The sequence below is a fragment of the Rhizobium leguminosarum bv. viciae genome, assembly GCF_012276115.1.
Taxonomy (GTDB): Bacteria; Pseudomonadota; Alphaproteobacteria; order Rhizobiales; family Rhizobiaceae; genus Rhizobium; species Rhizobium leguminosarum_T.
This window is the reverse complement of sequence record NZ_WIEU01000024.1, coordinates 40,600-57,939: the sequence shown is the minus strand read 5'-3', so window position 1 is coordinate 57,939 and position 17,340 is coordinate 40,600. Positions and strand designations below refer to the sequence as shown.

The window sequence follows — 17,340 nt, the reverse complement described above, 5'->3', positions numbered from 1 at the left end:
ACTATTGGCGCACGAGGCCAGGAGCCGGATTATTTGAACTTGTCGCGCATCGCATCGATGCCGGGGATGGTTTTGGTCAGATGCTGATGGGCGGGATCGAAGCGCTGGATCAGCCCCCGGCGGTGCTTGCCGACAAGAATGGTAAAGATATAGCCCCGGTGCCCCGGCGAGGTGACCGTCGGGTGGTAACCCCGGTCGACCAGGACAGTGTCGCCGTTGCGGGTCATGAGGATCTTGACCGGACCGTCTTCGTCATAAGTGATCTGGCTGCCGAAGCCGGTCTCGGGCTGGAAGCGGTAATGATAGAGTTCTTCGTGCCGGGTCTCGACATCGCCGTCTTCGGTATCGTGCTTGTGGGGGGGGTAGCCGGACCAGCATCCCTCGCCGGCATAGAGTTCGCTCACCAGCAGGTTGCCGCAGCGCCCGTTCTGCCGTTGGCCGAGCAGATGGACGATCCGCCGCTCGCTATGCGTGTCCGACGAGCCGACATTGACCGCGTCGACCTCATCCGGCGTGATGCGAAACGCGGCGTAGCGCCTGTCGCAAAGGCCGCCGGCGATGGCGACTTCCGCCGCCGCGCCACGAGCCGATATCCGGACATTGGCGCCGACGGGCGCGTAAACCGAGTCCGCATCGCCTCCCCAGATATCGGCTCGCCGGCCCACCGCTTCGAACATGATGTCATCGACCTCGATATCCACCTGACCCGACAGCACGACGTAGAGGCTTTCGTGCGCGGGCAGCCGCCGGATGTCCTGCTCGTTGGAGGCGAGCGTGACGAGATCGAAGTAGATGAGATCGAGCGTCGTGGAGGAGGTATCCACAATGGGACGCTGCTCGGAGCGTGGAATGAATTCGGGCATCAATTGAACTCCGGAACGATACGGTCGGCAAAGGGATTAAGCGTCAGGGATTCGGCGTAATGACAGGCCACTGCATGCCCATCGGCCGTGACGGTGCGTAAGCCCGGCACCTCCTGCTTGCAGAGCTCGGTGGCGTAGCGGCAACGCGGATGAAATGCGCAGCCGGGAGGCGGATGGGCGGGGTCAGCAACCTCGCCCGCCAGCCGGATGCGCTGGCCGTGGCGGCGCATCCGCGGATCGGCGATCGGCACCGCCGAGAGGAGCGCTTCGGTGTAGGGATGGAGCGGGCGCGAGAAGATCTGCTCCGTCGGCGCCTTTTCGACGACCCGACCGACATACATGACGGCGATATTGTCCGAGATGTGCCGGACGACCGAGAGGTCGTGAGCGACGAAGAGATAGGTCAGACCGAACTGTTCCTGCAGGTCCTGCAACAGGTTGATGGTTTGTGCCTGCACGCTGACATCGAGCGCCGAAACGGCCTCATCGGCGATCACCAGACGCGGATTGGACGCCAGCGCCCGGGCGATGCCGATGCGCTGGCGCTCGCCGCCGGAAAACGCATGGGGATAGCGGTGCATGTATTCGGGCCGCAGGCCGACGCTCTGCATGAGGTCAGCGACCCGGTGCTCGAGCTCCCGGCCCTTGGCGATGCCGTTGACACCAAGCACCTCACCGATGATGTCGATGGCCGGAAGGCGCGGATTGAGCGAGGATTGCGGATCCTGAAACACGATGCGCAGGTCGCGATGGATTTCGTCGAGGGCAGAACCCGACAAAGCGGCGAGATCAACCGTGCCGCCGCTGCGGTTGCGATAGCGGATTTCGCCGCTCGTCGGCTGATAGATGCGCAGCACCGTGCGGGCGAGCGTGGACTTGCCGCAACCGGACTCCCCGACAATGCCGAGTGTTTCGCCATCCTCGACACGAAGCGAAACGCCGTCGACCGCCTTTACGTGTCCGACCACACGCCGGAATGCGCCCTTGCGAATGGGGAAATGCATCCGGAGATCGTTCAGTTCGAGCAGCGGGCTTGGTTGGGTCATGGGATCGGCCATCATTGTCTTCCTTCGTAAAGCAGACAGCTGGCGACATGCCCGTCGCCGATGGCGACGGGCTGCGGATCCTTTTGGTCGCACAGGCCCGCCCTTGCCTCTTTGCATCGGGGATGAAAGCTGCAGCCTGGGGGCCGGTTGAACCGCGACGGCACCATGCCATCGATGATCGCCAGCCGTTCGGTGGGTTGCCCATGCATGCGCGGCACCGATTGCAGCAGCGCCTTGGTGTAGGGATGAACGGGTGCGTGGAAGATCGTGTCGACATCGCCTGCCTCCACGACCCGACCGACATACATGACGACGACCTCGTCGGCGATTTCGGCCACCACACCGAGATCATGGGTCACGAATAGCACCGAGAGCCCGAATTCGGCCTGCAGCGAGGCGAGCAGATCGAGGATATTGGCCTGGGTGGTCACATCGAGCGCCGTCGTCGGTTCGTCGGCGATCAGCAGCTTGGGGCGGCAGGCGAGCGCCAAGGCGATGCAGACGCGCTGGCGCATGCCGCCGGAAAACTGGAAGGCATAGTTTTCCATACGCTCGGCCGGCCGCGGGATGCCGACCAGAGCCAAGGTCTCGATGGCATGTTCGCGCGCCTCCTTCTTTCCCATCTTCAGATGCAGGCGGATCACCTCGACCATCTGGTTGCCGATCGTATGAACGGGGGAAAGTGCGGCCATCGGCTCCTGGCTGATCAGGCCGATCTGGGCACCGCGGATCGCCCGCATGTCGTGGCCGCGCGGATTGAGCGCCGCCAGGTCGACCGAGGGTGCTGCGGGATCCGGCCGGTAGCGGATGGCCCCCGAGACGATCCGCCCTCCCCGTGGAACCTGGTTGAGGATCGAGCGGCCGGTGATGCTCTTGCCCGAACCGGATTCGCCGACAACGCAGACCGTTTTGCCGCGCGGGATAGAAAAGGAGACGCCGTCGACCGCCTTGATGGTGCCCGCACCCTCGAAGAAATGGGTCCTGAGATCAACGACCTCGATCAGCGGGTCGCGATCCCCGTGCCGGCCAGCCACCGCGAAATTGGGATCAGTATTCATAGGGATCTGCAGCATCGCGTAATCCATCACCGAGGAAATTGAGGGCGAGCACGGTAACGATCACCGCGAGACCCGGAAGAAACAGCCAGGGCGCGCTCGAGACGGCGAGAATGTTCTGCGCCTCCTGGAGCAGCACGCCCCAACTCACCACCGGCGGGCGCAGGCCGATGCCGAGGAAGGAGAGCGCGGTTTCCGCGAGGATCATCGTCGGGATGGCGAGCGTCACCGAGGCGATGATGTGGCTCATGAAGGACGGAACCATGTGCCGCCAGATGATGCGCATCTGCGAACAGCCGTCGAGACGGGCGGCGATCACAAAGTCTTCCGTCTTGAGCGACAGGAAGCGCCCGCGCACCACCCGCGCCAGGTCGGTCCAGCCGATCAGTGACAGGATGATCGTGATCCAGAGATAGACCAGGATCGGATCGGCGCTGATCGGGACGGCAGCCGCAAGGCCCATCCACAGCGGGATGGTCGGGATAGAGTTGATGAGCTCGATTGAACGCTGGATGACATCGTCCACCCAGCCGCCGGAGAGCCCCGAAATGCCGCCCAGGACGATGCCGAGGATGAGGCTGATTGCGACCCCGATCAGCCCCACGGACATCGAAACGCGCGTGCCGTGGACCGTCCGGCTGAAAACGTCGCGACCGAGCCGGTCGGCGCCGAACAGGTAGAATGGTTTGCCCATCTCGATCGGGCCGATCAGGTGCCGGTCGAAATTAAACAGCCCCCAGAGCCGGTAGGGTTCGCCCTTGACGAAGAAGCCGAGGGGGATGACGACGGCCGGATCGGGCACGTAATTGCGGCTGAGCGCGATCGGGTCGACCTTCATCGAATAACCGTTGACGTAGAGGGGATGAAACTGCCCGGCCGCGTCGTAGCCGGCGAACTTGATGTGCTGCGGCGGCGCATAGGTATAGCGGGAATCGTAGGTCTGCGATGAAACCGGGGCGAGAACCTCGGCAAACAAGGCGACCAGGTAGATCAAAAAGATGACGACGCCGGCCGCCAGCGCCAGCCGATGGCGACGGAAGCGCCGCCAGATGAGCTTCCACTGCCCGGCGACCGCGTCGGAATTCTGGATCAGTTCAGGCTGTAGCGCGATGGCTTGATCGGTCATTGATATGGTCCTTCAGCCGTTGCGAATGCGTGGATCGAGCCAGGCGAGCAGCAGGTCCGAGATCAGCGTGCCGATCAGCGTCAGCATGCTCATCAGCAGGATGAAAGTGCCGGCCAGATACATGTCCTGGGCAAAGAGGGCGTTGAGCAGCAGTGGCCCGGTGATCGGCAGGCTGAGAACGATGGAGACCACCACCGAGCCGGAGACGAGGTGCGGCAGCACCCAGCCGACAGTCGAGATGAACGGGTTAAGCGCCACCCGCACCGGATATTTGAGCAGCAGCCGGATTTCGCTCAAGCCCCGGGCGCGGGCCATATCGACATAGGGCTTGTTGAGTTCGTCGAGCAGGTTGGCGCGCATGATGCGGATCAGCGCCGCGGTGGCGCCCGTGCCGAGCACAACGACCGGGATCCACATATGCGAGATGAGATCGCCGAGCTTGGCCCAGCTCCAGACTGCATTGATATAGGCGGGCGAAAACAGCCCGCCGGTGCTTTGGCCGAAATACTGTGCCGAAGCATACATCAGCACCAGCGCCAGCAGGAAGTTCGGGATGGCAAGGCCGAGAAAGCCAAAGAAGGTGGCGACGTAATCTCCCACCGAATATTGCCGCACGGCCGAATAGATGCCGATCGGAAAGGCCACCGCCCAGACGAAGAGCAGTGTGGTGACCGAGACTACCATGGTCAGGCCCATGCGGGCCCAGATCAGCTCGCTGACCGGCTTGTTCCAATCGAGGGACTGGCCGAAATCGCCGCGCAGCAGGATGCCGCTGATCCATTTCCAGTATTGGACCGCCCAGGGCTGATCGAGGCCATAACGCTCACGCAGGCCGGCGATGACGCTAGGATCGATCGTTTCGTTCTGGGAGGCAAGACGCGCGGTCATCGCGGTCAGGAAGTCGCCGGGCGGCAACTGGATGATGATGAAAGTCACGACAGAGATCGCAAACATCATCGGGATCATATAAAGCAGGCGTCTGATGATGAAGCCGGCCATGGTCAAGCTCCTTCAATCGGCGATCGCCGATCGGATTGGATGATTGGGACTGGGCTGATGTCGATGGGGTGGCGCCCGCAGACGCCATCCCTGTCGGTCGCGTTCCGTTATTGCTGATAGTAGAAGGTCTCGGGCTTTGCCGGTCCCGGCGTCATGTAGAACGATGTGCTGGGAATGACCTTCGGGACATTGCGCATATTGGTCTTGACGATGCCGACGCGGTCCGGCTCCAGGTTGGTGCCGATGACGTAGAATTCGTCACGGGTGATCGCCAGCAGTTCCTTCATCGCGGCCAACTGCTTTTCGAGCGTCGGCGCTTCCTTCACCTGCCGGTAGAAATCCATCTGCTTCTTGGCAGCGGGGCTCGGTTCTTGCGCGTTCGGATCCTTGGGGTTCTGGTAATAGAGGCCCCAGGCCGTCGCGAAGCTCGATTCGTATTCGTGCGGGAAATACCATTTTGGATCGAGCAGGCCGAGGAAATCGTAGCCACCGCCGCCGACCCATCCAAGGCCGTCATTCTCATTATTCTGCAGGCGGGAGAAGATCAGCGAACGTTCGGCCGGGCGGGGCTGCATGTCGATGCCGACAGCCCGCCAGTAGCGCTGGATCATCTCGAGGGCGTCCACCTGGATCGGGCTTCCGGTCAAGGCGTCGATCGCAAAGGTAATCCGCTTGCCGTCCTGACCGAGGCGATAGCCTTCGGCGTCATGTTTGGTAAGCCCGGCCTTGTCGAGATATTGATTGGCGAAATCGACATTATACTCCAGATACTGCGTCGCCATCTTCTCGTCGTAGAGCGCAGTGCCTTCACGCGGCGCTGCCTGATAAGGCTTGGCCTGTCCGGCATAGATCAGCTGGTTGAGCTCTTCGCGGTTGATGGCGTAGCTGAGGCCGATGCGGAAATCCTTGTTAGAAAAGACAGCCCGCAAGGCCGGATTCTTGTGGGTCTGGTTGAGGGTGATCAGCAGGGCGTTCGACCACGCCGGCCGGGCGATGAACAGGCCGTAGCCGCCTTTCTCCTGATTCTGCACGATCACCGTACGAGCGTCCGTCGTCTCGATGAAGCGGTTCTGCATGTCGATTTCGCCGCTGATCGCCTTCAGGATGATGGCCTGGGTATCCTGCATCACATCGATGGTGATTCGATCGAAGTAAGGCAGCTGGTTTCCTGCGGTATCCACCTTGGCGTAGTATGGATTGCGTTCGGCGACGACCTGGGTGGTGCCGTTATAGGGCGCGGTCAACACCCAGGCATCGAGCGTTGGACGGCCGAGATCGCGCCAGCGGCCGGGAAAGCCGGTCTTGTTGTTGAAGAGCTGGACCCAGTCGGTTGCGCCGGCTGCCTTCACCAGGGCGTCGACGTCGTCGGGATTGAAATCCTTGTGGAATTGCTTGAGGTAGTGCGCCGGCGCGGCCGCCAGAATATCGGAGCCGCGAACGGTCGCCATATTCATCAGGAACAGGCCGTTCGGCGCGGCAAATTTGAAGACGACCTTGTCGTCGGCGAGCTTTTCGACCTTGACGGTCTCTCCGCCCGCGGTCAGCCAGTTGGGTGCGGCAGGGGTGATCTTGGTGTTGCGAAGCACGTTCTCGTTCCACCACACAAGATCGTCCGCGGTAAAGGGCTCGCCGTCCGACCAGCGTGTGCCTTCCCGCAAGGTGAAGGTATATTCGGTGGCGTTATCATTGACCTCGACGCTCTTGGCGATATCGGGGATCACCTCGGTCCATTCCGGATTCCAGCGGACCAGTCTTGTATAGCCGATCGAACGTTCGATCTCGCTGTCGCCACCGCCGAAGGTGGCCGTGCGCCAGGTGCCGCCATAGGTGCCGACCGATTCAAGCGGAGTGAGCACCAGCGGCTCCTTGGGCAGCCGCTTCTCGACCGGCGGCAGCTTGCCGGCATCGACCAACGCCTTCAGTTCCGGCGACTCCTCAAAGCCGAATGCGACACCGGCCCAGCCGGCACCCATGAGGATCGCCGCGGCAACGGTCGAGACAACCTGCCGTCTTAAGATTCTGACGTGTTGCATTCTTTCCTCCCAACATTTTTGCTCTAGGTTATCGTTAACGTATTCTCCTCTTTCTAACGTTATCGTTACCGTTAAATCTTGTCAAAAAGATTCTCATGGCCTTATGCTTGGGTTGAGCAGCCTTGGCTTTCCTGGAAATCATGCTAGTTATCGTTATCGTAATGTCCTGCCCTTCTGACGAGACAATCCAATTGAGCCGCCCTAAAGAGCCAGAATCCAAAATAACCATTGCCGATGTCGCCCGCGCCGCAGGGGTGTCGCCGATGACGGTATCGCGCGTGCTCAATGATCGGGGCGGAGCCAGTGCGGAGACAAGCCAACGGATTATTTTGGCGGCGAGCGAACTCAATTACCGGCCCAATCCCTTTGCGCGCGGATTGCGGTCCGATCGATCGAAGGCCATCGGCCTTCTCGTTCCCGACATCACCAATCCGTTCTTTCCCGAAGTCATCAGGGGAGCCGAGGATGCCGCGAGCGCTGCCGGCTACAACCTGCTTCTGTCCAATGTCGTCGAAAACAGCAAGCGGGAGGAAGAACTCATCGAAACGCTGCTGCGGCACCGGGTCGACGGGATCATCGTCTGCAGCCCGCGGCTGCCCGACGCCGCGCTTCACAAGGCGCTGGCCCCCCACCGTGCCGTGGTGCTCATCAACCGCGAGGCGCCCAACGAGGTCGCCGGCACGATTGTCACCGACTACGAGACGGGAGCTTCGCGTGCCATCGACCATCTGGTCGAGCGCGGGCGCCGCAGGATCGCGATCATCGCCGGGCCGCGCAGTTCGTTCGGAGGCAAGAGCCGTCTTGTCGGCTTTCGCAAGACGCTGGCGGCCCACGGGCTCAAGGCACAGGGCATCGTTTATTGCGATCCGACCGCAGCGGGCGGCCAGACGGCGGCCACGCAATTGCTGGCGGAGGCGCCCGGCGTCGATGCTCTCGTCTGCTACAACGACCTCAATGCGATCGGCGCCATGAAGGCCTGCCGCGCTGCCGGCATTTCGATCCCCGGGCAAATCGCCCTGATCGGTTTCGACGATATACCGACTGCCGAACTGCTGTCTCCGGCGCTCACCACCTTGCGGGTGCAAAAACGGGAAATGGGGGAGGAAGCCGTGCGTCTGCTGCTCAGCCGCATCGCCACCAGAAATCGCCAGCACGGCATCGTCATCGTGCCCGAGCTCATCGTCCGCGAAACGACCTGAACGCCCCGGAGCATGATGCCGAAAAGTGTGAGCGGTTTTCGGACGACATTCATGCTCCAATTCTTACGGTTTGGAAAAGGAGGAATATCCGATGGATATCAACAATCTGCAGCCACTAGCCCTGCCTGAGGAGAAAAAGGCCTGGTTCGTCCACGACCGGTTCGGCATGTTCGTGCATTGGGGGCTTTACGCGCTGCCGGCACGCCATGAATGGATCAAGAGCCGCGAAGAACTTGATGATGCCGACTACCAGAAATATTTCGATCATTTCGATCCCGATCTCTACGACCCCAGCGAATGGGCCAGACGCGCGAAAGCTGCGGGCATGAAATATGTGGTGCTGACGACCAAGCACCATGAAGGCTTCTGCCTCTGGGACACCAAGGCGACCGACTTCAAGGTGACCAACACGCCTTATGGACGAGATCTGCTGGGTCCATTCGTCGACGCCTTCCGCGCAGAGGGCCTGAGGATCGGGTTCTACTATTCGCTGATCGACTGGCATCATCCGGACTTCACGGTCGATCCGCGCCACCCGCAGCGCAATCATCCCGATGCGCTGAAAATCAACGAAGGCCGGGACATGCAGCGCTATGCCGCCTTCATGCGCGAGCAGGTCCGCGAACTGCTGACGGACTTTGGCCAAATCGACATCATGTGGTTCGACTTCAGCTATCCGCAGTGGAAGCTCGGAGAGCTGGTCGGAAAGGGCCATCAGGATTGGGAAAGCGAGAAACTCGTGCGCCTGGTGCGCGAGCTTGCCCCCGGCATCATCATCAACAATCGGCTCGATCTCGCCGGCTTGCAGCCCGACATCGTCACGCCGGAGCAATATATGCCGCGCGCCCGGCCGCTCCGCGATGGCAGGCGCGTCGTCTGGGAAGCTTGCCACACGCTCAGCGGTTCCTGGGGCTATCACCGCGACGAGGACACCTGGAAAAGCACGGAACAACTGGTGCAGATGCTGGTCGGCACCGTTGCCATGGGCGGCAATCTGCTGATGAATGTCGGGCCGACGGCGCGCGGCACGCTCGACCACCGCGCGATCGCAGCCCTTGCCGCTTATGAGGAGTGGATGGCACTGCACGAGCGCAGCATCGTCGGCTGCACCCAGTCCGACTTCGCCGCTCCGGCCGATTGCCGCCTAACCCAGAATGGCGATCGTCTCTACATCCATCTCTTCAACTGGCCCTATCGCCATCTGCATTTCGATGCGCTGGCGGGGCAAGTCGAATATGCGCAATTCCTGCATGATGGCAGCGAGGTCACCTGGCTGCGCCCGTCGGCCAATACCCTATGGGCGAACACCCAGTTCCCCGTCGGTGAGGATCAAATGACATTCGTCCTGCCGGTGCGCCGCCCTCAGACCGTGGTCCCGGTCATCGAAGTTAAGCTCAAGGCGGGGAGTGCGGCTGGCATTCAGGATTAAAGGGCGGCGGATGATTGCGCAGCTGAGATAGATTGCCTGAGCGGGCGGGGCATATGCCCGCTCAGATAAACGGCTCGGTCGGCCCCGCCAGATGCCGACAGTGGCTTACGGATTGGCTTCGGTGGTTTCTACGAAGAGTTGGTTGAGTTGTTTCATCTCGAGCGCATGGGCGCGCTTTCTGAGGGCGGCTGCCTGTTTGAGCGTTGCAAGATTGTCTGTTGTCTCGATGAGGTGAGCATCGGCGACGAGCACCTCCGCTTCAATCCTTCCCTGCTCTCTCAATTGCCATACATCCCTGACACGAAATTGAACCATTATCACGCCGAAAAGTGCCACGAGCGCGGAAGCGGTCATTGGCAGCCAATTGGGGACAACCGGGCCGTAGGCGGAAAACAACGATGAGAGACCGCTCAAAACGATGATCCCCAATGTGAGAAAATTCCAGAGATATTGATTGAGCTTGGAGGAGCGCGCATAGCCGTTTCGATGTGTTCGAAGGTCACGCAAAGCCTGCCTTTTGATCTCGGCTGCGTCCGATGGAAGCATGCTTTCGGCCGTCTCCTGCTCGATCTCTCGCCTTGCCGCCAAAATCACGTTGATGACGGCGATAGTGATCCCGAAGGTAATCATGAACCAGGCGATATAGTGCAAAGGGACGTCGTCGAGAATGACGTTTGACAAAAACTCAGGTTGAAAAAATTCAATTAAAGCACCAATCGATATCAAGAATATAGACAGGGCAACCACTGCTATCGAAAGCATCGCCGCTATATTTCTATATCGGCCGGTCAGTGTCATTTTCTGCAGTTGCGCGTGGTCATCTCCCTCCTTTCTGAACAAATCCATCATCCTATCCTCGACACCATAGGGTTAACCATAGTCAACCTTTTACCACGCCAGAAAGCAAGTAACGTTTGCGAGGTAATACTTTACGGATCGAATTGACGACAACCCTCGCCAACGTGCGGGCCGGGGCAGCCTACGCCTCTTCAATCCGGTCGCTCCAGGCTATGCTGATCGCCAGCGGCCGGTCGAGATCGCGGGCAACATAGTCCCGGATCTGTCGGACGATCTGCACGGCGTGAGCGATCGTCATCCGGTCGGCCTGCTCGGCGTCGCCAGCCTTGATCGCGGCGATGATCTCCTCATGCTCGTCCGGCCTGACAGTCACTTGAAAACCGGCGCTGCCTGAGTGGGTACGAGATGGGGGCCGCTCAGGAGAATGGCTCGGTCGGCCCCGCCGCCGGATTGGTCAGCCAGCATGGTCCCTCGGCGGTCATGTACATATGGTCTTCCAGCCGGATCCCGAATTTCCCGGGGAAGACGATCATCGGTTCGTTGGAAAAACACATGCCGGCGGCAAGCGGCGCGTCGTTGCCGCGAACGATGTAGGGTTCCTCGTGGATCTCGAGCCCGAGGCCATGACCGGCGCGATGCGGCAAACCTGGCAGGCGATAGTCGGGGCCGAGGGAGTGTTTGGCAAGCACCTTGCGGGCCGCATCGTCGAGGCTCGAGCAGGCGGCACCGATCTGGGCTGCGTCGAAGACGGCTTGTTGCGCCTCGCGCTCGATCCACCAGGCCCGTTCGAACGCGCTTTCGCCGCCCTCCAGCATATAGGTCCTGGTGATATCGGAATGATAACCGTCGATCCGGCAGCCAGTATCGATGAGAATGACGTCGTCGCGACCAAGAACCTGATCGCCGTCGGCGCCATGCGGAAGCGAGGTCGCCGCGCCGAAGGAGACGATGCAGAATGTCGAGCCGGCATCGGCGCCGGCCTGGCGATGCTGCCGGTCGATGAAATCGACCACCTCGGATGATTTGATGCCCGGCTTCAAGAGCCCATGCACTTGCCTGTGGACGTCAAGCGTCAGGTCCATCGCATACTGAATGAGGGCAATCTCCGCGGCCGATTTGATGCAACGCAGGCCGCGGATCAGCCGCCCGCCATCGGCAAGCCTCACTGCGCCCATCTCCGCCGCCAATGCATGATAGAAGAAAAGCGGCAAACCATCGTCGAGGGCAAGTCTGCCGCCCTGGGCAACAAGGCGGGCGATGAGAGCAGCGCTGCTCTCCTCCTCTTCCCAGACCAGGATTTCCCCCGGCAGATGCGGCAGCGTTTCGACACGGCTGCGCTCGAACCCCGGAACGATGTAGGAAATGGTCGCGGGCGTGACGAGCGCGCCGAGGAACCTCTCGCTCGGATGCCAGACCAGCCCCGTGAAGTAATGCAGGCTTTCGGTCGGCCCAAGAAGCACGGCAGCCAATCCTTCGGCTTCGATCATTTTGCGAAGCCTGGCGAGGCGGTTCTGCCGTTCATCCTCAGTTATGCGGGGTACCGTATGCTGCCACGACATGTTGTTTTCCTGCTTTTCCTGCGCTTCCAGATCGATGAAGCCCTCGCCTTGCAGCCAGGATCTTGAACCGACACTAATGCCGCTGTAGGCAATATGTCGACATGAAAATGAGGAGAGCGATGGCCGCCATGGCTTGCTGAAGCCTGAAGACGCACCGCTGCCGGGCTTTCGCTCGAAACAGCCCGCCATATCGCCAACGTGCAGGCATGGGTGACCAACGAATTCGAGCATGACGGTGTTCGCCAATCGGCGGCTGTTCTGCACAGGCTGATGACCTTGGTCAGGGAGCAGGGCGGCCCCCTCGCCTCCTGAGGTCGAATGGTTCATTGCTCTCGTCGTATCAGGACATGCTGATCGCTACCGGCCGGTCCAGATCGCGGGCGAGATATTCCTGGATCTGGCGGACGATCTGGGCGGCGTGGGCGATCGCCAGTTGGTCGGCCCGTTCGACGTCGCCGGCTTCGATTGCGGCGATCATTTCCTCGTGTTCGTCGACATACTGGCGCGGCAGGCGGTCGTCGAATGTCGAGTAGTAAAGGCGCAGGATGCGGCGGCCCTCGTCGAGCAGCCTGGCGAAGAAGGCCGTGTAATAGGGATTGCCGGCAAGTTCGGCGATCGCGACGTGAAATTCGCGGTTTGCTTCGATCATCGCATAGGCGTCGCGCGCGGCTACCGCGTCGGCGAAGTCCTTCTGATGTCGGCGGACGGTCTTCATGATCTCAGCGTTTCGCCGTTGTGCGGCGCCGCGCGTCGTCACCCGGTACATCAGCGTCAGCGCTTCGAAATAGGTGGGCAGGCTTGCGAAATCGATCGTCGCAACGATCGTGTTCCTGTTCGGCAGCGTCGTGACGAGCCCGTCGGCGGCGAGCCGCAACAGCGCCTCGCGAATGGGAGTCCGCGACATCCGGAAACGTTCCGACAGCCGCACCTCGTCGAGCGGACTGCCGGGTTCCAGCACCATCGACAGGATTTCCCGCCTGAGCGTCACATAGACGCTCTGCGTGCCTGAGCCGCGCACCCGCACATTTTCCGCGTCGTTCCGCATTCGTCCGCCCTCTTTCGTTAGAGCCTTGTATTTCGTTTCGGCCGATTCTCGCAATGTCGGTCTTCGGGGGCCTCAAATTTGTAAAATCACATCATTGAATCTTGTCGACAGTTTGTATATAAGGCAACTAATTTCAACGAGGCTCGATCAATGACCACAGGATGGAAGGGCGTATTTCCCGCCGTAACGACACAGTTCAACGATGATCTTTCCGTTGACTTGCCCTCGACCCAGCGCGTCCAGGACGCGCTTGTAAACGATGGTGTCAACGGACTAATCGTCATGGGCACATGTGGCGAGAACAATTCGCTGGACCCCGATGAGAAGCGCACGATCTTGAAAGCTGCCGTCGAGGTCGTCAACGGCCGCGTTCCCGTGGTGACGGGCGTGTCCGAATTCGACACGCGCCGTGCCGTCGCCTATGCTCGCGACGCCGAAAAGCTCGGCGCCGACGGCCTGATGCTGCTGCCGGCCATGGTTTATGTACCGAAGCCCGAAGAGCTGATTGCACATTTCCGCACCGTCGCCGAAGCGACCTCGCTGCCGATCATGCTGTACAACAATCCGCCGGCCTACCGCGTCAATATCGGCGCCGATGTGCTGAAGGTGCTTGCCGACGTGCCGAACATCAAGGCGGTCAAGGAAAGTGCGCCGGATCCGCGCCGCTTCACCGATCTCATCAATGAATTCGGCGATCGTTTCGATATCTTCGCGGGTCTCGACGACGTCGCGCTTGAAGGCCTGATGCTCGGTGCCAAGGGCTGGGTCTCGGGCTTGACCAGCGCCTTCCCGGAGGAATCCGTGCAGCTCGTTGCCGCCGCCGAACGAGGCGACTGGGAAGAGGCCCGCAAGATCTATCGCTGGTTCATGCCGCTTCTGCACCTCGATGCCGAACACGACCTCGTGCAGTCGATCAAGCTTGCCGAGCAGATCATGGGCCGCGGCTCCGAGCGCGTTCGCATGCCGCGCATGCCGCTTTCGGGCGCCCGCCGCGCCGAAGTCACCGCCATGGTCGAGAAGGCCGCTGCCACGCGTCCTTCGAAGATCCGCCAGGCTGCCTGATCAACGAGGCCGGCGACCCCGCGGTTGCCGGCCTTTCCATGTTTGCGGTTCAGGCAAGCGCCAGCGACCGGCCGCTCGCCGGATCGAACAGATGCATCTGGTTCATGTTGAACGAGAGCGGCATCGTCGACATCGGCCTGGGCCCGCTCTCGGGATCGACGCAGGCGCAAAGACTTGCCTCGCCGATGCCGAAATAGACCATGGTCTCCGGCCCGAGAGGCTCCACAAGATCGATCCTCGCTTCGATGTCGGCATAACCAGGACGGGCCTGGCGGTCGGTGATCGATTCCGGCCGGATCCCGAACACGACTGGTTTGCCGGCATGGCTGGCATAGTCGCGGGCGCGCGCTTCCGGCACGGCAAGCTCACTGCCGTCAGTCAGTTTGACGACGAGGCCCTTCTCTCCTGATAGCAGCGTCGCGGACAGGAAATTCATCGACGGCGAGCCGATGAAGCCGGCGACGAACTGGCTGACGGGCCGATGATAGAGCGCCTGCGGCGGCCCCGCCTGCTCGATGATGCCGCCATTCATCACCACGACACGATCCGCCATGGTCATCGCTTCGACCTGGTCGTGCGTGACGTAGACGGTCGTCGTCGGCAACAGCTGGTGCAGCCGCTTGATCTCCGTACGCATCTGCACGCGAAGCTTGGCATCGAGGTTGGACAACGGCTCGTCGAAGAGAAAGACTTTCGGGTTCCGCACGATCGCGCGTCCCATCGCGACGCGCTGACGCTGGCCGCCCGAAAGCTGGCCCGGGCGCCGGCCGAGCAGCTCGCTGATATGCAGGGTTTCCGCCGCCCTGATGATACGCGCATCGATCTCGCTCTTGGCGAGCTTCTGCTGCTCCAGGCAGAACGAAATATTCTCCCGCACCGTCATGTGCGGATAGAGCGCGTAGTTCTGAAAGACCATGGCGATATCGCGTTTGCCCGGGCCGAGCCGGTTGACGACCTGGTCGCCGATGACGATCTCACCGCCGGTAATGTGTTCGAGACCCGCGATCATCCGCAATGTCGTCGATTTTCCGCATCCCGAGGGACCGACGAAAACGACGAATTCATTGTCTTCGATGTCAAGGCTGATGCCGCGCACGGCCTCGTAGATGCCATAGGATTTGACGATGCTCTTGAGTTCCAGCCGTGCCATGATTTTCTCCTAGACCTCCTGCAACCAGATCGCCATCGCTCCGGGCTCGCGATTGGCCCAGAGGTGATAGGGGATCGCCGTGAAGGGCCGCTCCTTCAGCGACGGAGGCGCGGTGCGATAGAGTGCATTCTGCCAATCGGTTATATCGGCTTCGAGCGCGTTGCCTTCGAGGACGGTCGCTCCGCCGAGAAGCGCGGCATCGTAACGGGCGGAAATTTCCTCAGATGCCGGCAGGCGGAGCCGCTGCGGCTCGCCGCCGAGGTCCGTCTCCTCGATGCAATAGACGACAGGCCCGCGCCGCAGCGCGACGCGTCCGCCGTCTTCGGAGACGGCAGGATGTGCGTAGATGCGCTCGACCGGCATCGAGAAGCCGATGCGGACCTCGTCACCATTGCGCCATTCCCTTGATATTGCGGCATAACCCTTCGTCACGCATTGATCGAGATCGACGGCAACGCCGTTGACCGAGATCTGCGCCTGCCTGCACCATCCGGGGATGCGAAGACGAAGCTGAAACCGGCTTGGCCGCTCGACGGCGAACCGCAGGCTGATGTCGCCATCCCAGGGATATAACGTCTCCTGGATCAGGCGCACGAAGCTGTCGCCGACTGTCAGCTCGGCGGAATTGGTGCCGTAGAGATGGACGGCGAGCTCATGATCATCAGTCGAATAGAAATATTGGCCGAGCGAGGTGATGAAACGGGCAATGTTGGTCGGGCAGCAGGGGCAGTAATGCCATTTCCACCGGCGGTGCTGCCCGTGGCTTTCAAGGACGTTCTCATAAAAATAATGCTCGCCGTCGCGCGAGATGCCGGAAAGCGCGCCGTTGTAGAGCACCGTTTCCAGTCTGTCGGTGAACTTGCTATCGAGATCGACCTGCGCCATGCGATGGCTCCAGAAGCCGAGCGCGACGGCTGCGCATGTCTCGGCATAGGCCGTCTCGTTCGGCAGGTCGAATTCCCGGGTGAACCCTTCATTGGATGCCGATTGGCCAAGGCCGCCGGTCACGTAGAGCTGGCGGCTGACCAGATTGTCGAAAAGCCGGTCGCAGGCTTCCTTCAATGTCGGATCGTCGTTTTCACGGAAGAGATCCGCCATCGCAGAAAACAGGTACATGGCGCGAACCGCGTGTCCGACGACCTGGTGCTGGTCGCGCACCGGCATATGAGCCTGGCTATAGGCATATGTCTTGTAGACGTAATCATCAGGGCTCTCGCCGCGCTTGCGAGCCTCCTCGTCGTAATATGAGGGCATCCGGCCACGTTCGTCGACGAAATAGGTCGCAAGTTTCAAATGCCGCGGATCGCGCGTCACGCGATAGAGCTTGACCAGCGCCAGCTCGATTTCCTCATGGGCATCATAACCCCTGAGCTTTCCGGGCTCCGCACCGAAGGTGGCGATGATATGGTCGACGGCGCGGATCATCACATCGAGGAAACGACGCTTTCCCGTCGCCTCGTAATAGGCGACGGCCCCTTCCAGCAAGTGGCCCATCGAATACATCTCGTGCAGGTCGCGCAGATTGGTCCAGCGCCTGTCCGGCTCGCGGCGAATGAACCAGCTGTTGAGGTAACCATCCGCCATCTGCCCTTTTTCGAGCTTTGCGACGATATCATCGATCTTCGCTTCGAGCGCAGCATTCGGGTGAGCCTTCAGCGTGTAACTTGCGGCCTCGATCCATTTGCCGAAATCGGAATCGAAGAAATGCTGCATCGACAGTCCGCTCGGCTGGATCGGGCGCACCAGCGGCCCGGCCGGCTTGTCAAAATCGAGCACCTCGAGGAAGCCCTCCTCTTCCAGCCGCTTGTGCTGCGTCGGGATGGTGACGTTGCGGACCGTCTCCGTCCAGCTCTGCCAGAAACCGCCATCGAATACGACACCGGAATGGTCGGCAGGTCTGTATCGCTGCCGTCCCGCGGCGCGTGCCGGTTGAAAGCGAGGTGAGCTGGTCATGAGGACTCCTGAGCGGACGAGCG

At 61.1% G+C, this 17,340-nt stretch carries 15 protein-coding genes and 1 pseudogene; 4 read left to right on the top strand and 12 right to left on the bottom strand.

What is annotated here, in order from left to right:
• Window positions 1–29: 29 nt before the first annotated feature.
• The 6 genes from GFM02_RS29330 to GFM02_RS29305 all read right to left on the bottom strand — a co-directional run bounded on the left by GFM02_RS29330 (window position 30) and on the right by GFM02_RS29305 (window position 7,122).
• Window positions 30–863 (bottom strand): 5-deoxy-glucuronate isomerase, encoded by an 834-nt coding sequence (locus GFM02_RS29330; RefSeq protein WP_168323585.1) that lies wholly within the window; start codon window positions 861–863, stop codon window positions 30–32.
• Window positions 863–1,921, bottom strand: a complete 1,059-nt coding sequence (locus tag GFM02_RS29325; protein WP_205930516.1) for an ABC transporter ATP-binding protein — start codon at window positions 1,919–1,921, stop codon at window positions 863–865. The genes GFM02_RS29330 and GFM02_RS29325 overlap by 1 nt, the downstream gene beginning before the upstream one ends.
• A complete protein-coding gene (locus tag GFM02_RS29320) occupies window positions 1,921–2,967 on the bottom strand; it encodes an ABC transporter ATP-binding protein (RefSeq protein WP_168323583.1) in 1,047 nt (348 codons plus the stop codon). The genes GFM02_RS29325 and GFM02_RS29320 overlap by 1 nt, the downstream gene beginning before the upstream one ends.
• Window positions 2,957–4,090, bottom strand: a complete 1,134-nt coding sequence (locus GFM02_RS29315; RefSeq protein ID WP_168323582.1) for an ABC transporter permease — start codon at window positions 4,088–4,090, stop codon at window positions 2,957–2,959. The genes GFM02_RS29320 and GFM02_RS29315 overlap by 11 nt, the downstream gene beginning before the upstream one ends.
• Window positions 4,091–4,102: 12 nt before the next feature.
• A complete protein-coding gene (locus tag GFM02_RS29310) occupies window positions 4,103–5,089 on the bottom strand; it encodes an ABC transporter permease (RefSeq protein WP_168323581.1) in 987 nt (328 codons plus the stop codon).
• Between the two features lie 107 nt (window positions 5,090–5,196).
• A complete protein-coding gene (locus tag GFM02_RS29305; RefSeq protein ID WP_168323580.1) occupies window positions 5,197–7,122 on the bottom strand; it encodes an ABC transporter substrate-binding protein in 1,926 nt (641 codons plus the stop codon).
• A 191-nt stretch (window positions 7,123–7,313) separates the two neighbouring features.
• Here GFM02_RS29305 and GFM02_RS29300 point away from each other — a divergent pair, with 191 nt between their 5' ends.
• The gene (locus GFM02_RS29300) at window positions 7,314–8,321 is read left to right on the top strand and encodes a LacI family DNA-binding transcriptional regulator (RefSeq protein ID WP_168323618.1); all 1,008 of its coding nucleotides are present in this window, start codon (window positions 7,314–7,316) and stop codon (window positions 8,319–8,321) included.
• Between the two features lie 91 nt (window positions 8,322–8,412).
• Entirely contained in the window at window positions 8,413–9,750 is a 1,338-nt protein-coding gene (locus GFM02_RS29295) for an alpha-L-fucosidase (RefSeq protein ID WP_168323579.1), read from the top strand.
• A gap of 105 nt (window positions 9,751–9,855) precedes the next feature.
• Here GFM02_RS29295 and GFM02_RS29290 read toward each other — a convergent pair whose 3' ends face one another.
• From GFM02_RS29290 to GFM02_RS29280, 3 genes are all read right to left on the bottom strand, one after another.
• Window positions 9,856–10,596 carry a DUF4231 domain-containing protein gene (locus tag GFM02_RS29290; RefSeq protein WP_168304036.1) on the bottom strand — a complete coding sequence of 247 codons (741 nt, stop codon included), beginning with the start codon at window positions 10,594–10,596 and terminating at the stop codon, window positions 9,856–9,858.
• A gap of 133 nt (window positions 10,597–10,729) precedes the next feature.
• Window positions 10,730–10,921, bottom strand: coding sequence for a hypothetical protein (locus GFM02_RS29285; RefSeq protein ID WP_168323578.1), 192 nt, complete (start codon window positions 10,919–10,921; stop codon window positions 10,730–10,732).
• A 43-nt stretch (window positions 10,922–10,964) separates the two neighbouring features.
• Entirely contained in the window at window positions 10,965–12,107 is a 1,143-nt protein-coding gene (locus tag GFM02_RS29280) for a M24 family metallopeptidase (RefSeq protein ID WP_168323577.1), read from the bottom strand.
• A gap of 159 nt (window positions 12,108–12,266) precedes the next feature.
• Between GFM02_RS29280 and GFM02_RS35630 the strand changes: the two are divergent.
• Window positions 12,267–12,419, top strand: a pseudogene (locus GFM02_RS35630) (alpha/beta fold hydrolase); the annotation flags it as partial.
• Between the two features lie 28 nt (window positions 12,420–12,447).
• Here GFM02_RS35630 and GFM02_RS29270 read toward each other — a convergent pair.
• On the bottom strand, window positions 12,448–13,152 hold the full coding sequence (locus GFM02_RS29270; protein WP_168323576.1) for a GntR family transcriptional regulator: 705 nt from the start codon (window positions 13,150–13,152) through the stop codon (window positions 12,448–12,450).
• Between the two features lie 150 nt (window positions 13,153–13,302).
• Between GFM02_RS29270 and GFM02_RS29265 the strand changes: the two genes are divergently transcribed.
• The gene (locus tag GFM02_RS29265; protein ID WP_168323575.1) at window positions 13,303–14,214 is read left to right on the top strand and encodes a dihydrodipicolinate synthase family protein; all 912 of its coding nucleotides are present in this window, start codon (window positions 13,303–13,305) and stop codon (window positions 14,212–14,214) included.
• A gap of 49 nt (window positions 14,215–14,263) precedes the next feature.
• On the opposite strand, the gene GFM02_RS29260 is transcribed toward GFM02_RS29265, so the two are convergent.
• Together GFM02_RS29260 and GFM02_RS29255 are read right to left on the bottom strand one after the other, a co-directional pair.
• Window positions 14,264–15,364, bottom strand: coding sequence for an ABC transporter ATP-binding protein (locus GFM02_RS29260; protein WP_168323574.1), 1,101 nt, complete (start codon window positions 15,362–15,364; stop codon window positions 14,264–14,266).
• A 9-nt stretch (window positions 15,365–15,373) separates the two neighbouring features.
• Window positions 15,374–17,317, bottom strand: a complete 1,944-nt coding sequence (locus GFM02_RS29255; protein WP_168323573.1) for a glycoside hydrolase family 127 protein — start codon at window positions 17,315–17,317, stop codon at window positions 15,374–15,376.
• Between the last annotated feature and the right edge of the window lie 23 nt (window positions 17,318–17,340).